This is a genomic window from Salinicola socius (assembly GCF_001937195.1).
Lineage (GTDB): Bacteria > Pseudomonadota > Gammaproteobacteria > Pseudomonadales > Halomonadaceae > Salinicola > Salinicola socius.
Genome location: NZ_MSDO01000046.1, coordinates 1 through 2605, shown reverse-complemented (window position 1 = coordinate 2605; position 2605 = coordinate 1). Strand labels below are relative to the sequence as shown.

The window sequence follows — 2605 nt, the reverse complement described above, 5'->3', positions numbered from 1 at the left end:
GGCATCTCCCGCGACGCCACCATCAACGTCGGTGGCCTCGAAGGCGGGGCAACGTGGGAATATTCCACCGATGGCGGCGATAGCTGGACGCCCGGCACGGGTACCGCCTTCGAACTGCCGGAAGGCGACTATACCGCCGACGCCGTGCAGGTGCGTCAGACCGATGCCGCCGGCAACACCAGCGGGGTGGGTAACCTCGGCGCGGTCACCATCGATGTCACCGATCCGGTGGCACCAGTTATCGACAGCGCCACCGATGACATCGATCCGACCGGCACCCTCGGCGATGGCGACAGCACCAACGACGCCACGCCGACACTGACCGGCACCGCCGAAGCCAATGCCACGGTGGCGATCCTCGCCAATGGCACGCAGATCGGCACTGCCGATGCCGACGATGACGGCAACTGGTCATTCGCTATCGACGACGCGAACGCCCTGCCCGATGGCAATGTGGACTTTATTGCCACAGCCACCGATACCGCGGGCAACGTATCGCCGGCCAGCCCTACCTTCACGCTGACGGTGGATACCACCGACCCCGCTGCTCCGATACCCACACTGGCCAACGACACTGGCGAGAGTGCGGAAGACGGTATCACTAGCGATACCACGGTCAATGTGGCCGGTCTCGAGTCGGATTCAACCTGGGAGTACTCTACCGACGCTGGCATCAGTTGGACCACGGGGGCCGGTAGCCGCTTCGAGCTGGATGTGTCGACTTACGCCGACGGCGACATCCTGGTGCGCCAGACCGATGCTGCCGGCAATACCAGTGATGTCGGTAGCCTGGGGCCGATTACGGTCGACCAGACCGCTCCGGCGGCACCGACCATCGTCAGCGCCAGTGACGATGTTGCGCCGATCACTGGCGAGCTCGCGGATGGCGATGCAACCAACGATGCGACCCCGACACTGGCCGGTACCGCCGAAGCCAATACCACGGTGACCATCTTCCAGAACGGTACGGAGCTCACCAGCGTTACCGCGGATGCCGACGGCAATTGGGAATTCACCCCCGACACACTCGACGACGGCGACTACTCTTTCTCCGCCCGGGCCACCGATGCTGCGGGCAATGTCTCACCGGTCAGCACCGAATTCACCTTGACGGTGGATACCCAGGCGCCCGCCGCGCCGACGCTGGACGCCACCGACGGCTCGCCGATCACGGGTACTGCCGAGGCCGGTGCCACGATCACATTGACTGTCGATAATAACGTGATCGGGACAGCGACTGCCGGCGCCCAGGGCAATTGGTCGTTCTCCCCGGAGACACCGCTGACAGACGCCACCGTGGTCAACGCCACGGCAACCGATGCCGCCGGCAATGTCGGGCCGTCCACCAGCACTACCGTCGACGCGGATCTCAATGACGTCACCCCGCCCGCCCCTCCGACTATCGAGTTCGCGGTCGACGATGTCGCTCCGCAGACCGACGATCTCGCCGACGGCGACAGTACCAACGACCCGCTTCCCGTACTGCAAGGCACGGCGGAAGCCGGCAGCACGGTCGCTATTTCACTCAATGGTGCCGAGCTTGGTTCGGTCACTGCCGATGATCAGGGCAACTGGTCTTACGCCCTGGTCGATGCACTGCCGGAAGGCGACGCCGTCTTCACCGCGATCGCGACCGATGACAACGACAATACATCCGGAGCGAGCAATTCGTTCACGCTGACGGTCGATACCGGCATACCGGACGCACCCACCATCGACAGCGCCACCGACGATGTCGACCCGGCCGGGGCGCTCGGCGATGGCGACAGCACCAACGACGCCACGCCGACACTGACCGGCAGCGCCGAAGCCAATGCCACGGTTACGGTTTCGGCCAACGGTGTCCAGATCGGCACCGCCCTTGCTGACGGCGACGGCAACTGGTCGTTCACGCCGGATGACATGGACGCCCTCGCCGACGGCGAAACCACTTTTACTGCCATGGCGATGGACGCCGCCGGCAACGCCTCAGGAGCCAGCAACGAATTCTCGTTGAGCATCGATACCGAGATCCCGGCTACGCCCACGGCAACGCTGGCCGACGATACCGCCATCGACGGTGACCGCATCACCAGCGACGCCACCATCAACGTCGGTGGCCTCGAAGGCGAGGCAACGTGGGAATATTCCACCGATGGTGGCGATAGCTGGACGCCCGGCACGGGTACCGGCTTCGAACTGCCGGAAGGCGACTATGCCGCTGACGCCGTGCAGGTGCGTCAGACCGATGCCGCCGGCAACACCAGCGGAGTGGGTAACCTCGGCGAGGTCACCATCGATGTCACCGATCCGGTGGCACCAGTTATCGACAGCGCCACCGATGACATCGATCCGACCGGCACCCTCGGCGATGGCGACAGCACCAACGACGCCACGCCGACACTGACCGGCACCGCCGAAGCCAATGCCACGGTGGCGATCCTCGCCAACGGTACCCAGATCGGCACTGCCGATGCCGACGACGATGGCAACTGGTCATTCACCATCGGCGACGCGAACGCCCTGTCCGATGGCGAGGTGGACTTCACCGCCACCGCCACCGATGCCGCTGGCAACGTCTCCCCGGCCAGCCCGAGCTTCACCCTCAACGTGGATACCGTCGATC

Annotated in this window: 1 protein-coding gene; it reads left to right on the top strand. The window is 65.0% G+C overall.

From position 1 onward, the window contains the following. A partial coding sequence (locus BTW07_RS19520) for an Ig-like domain-containing protein (RefSeq protein WP_244158463.1) occupies nucleotides 1-2605 on the top strand: 2605 nt, incomplete at both ends.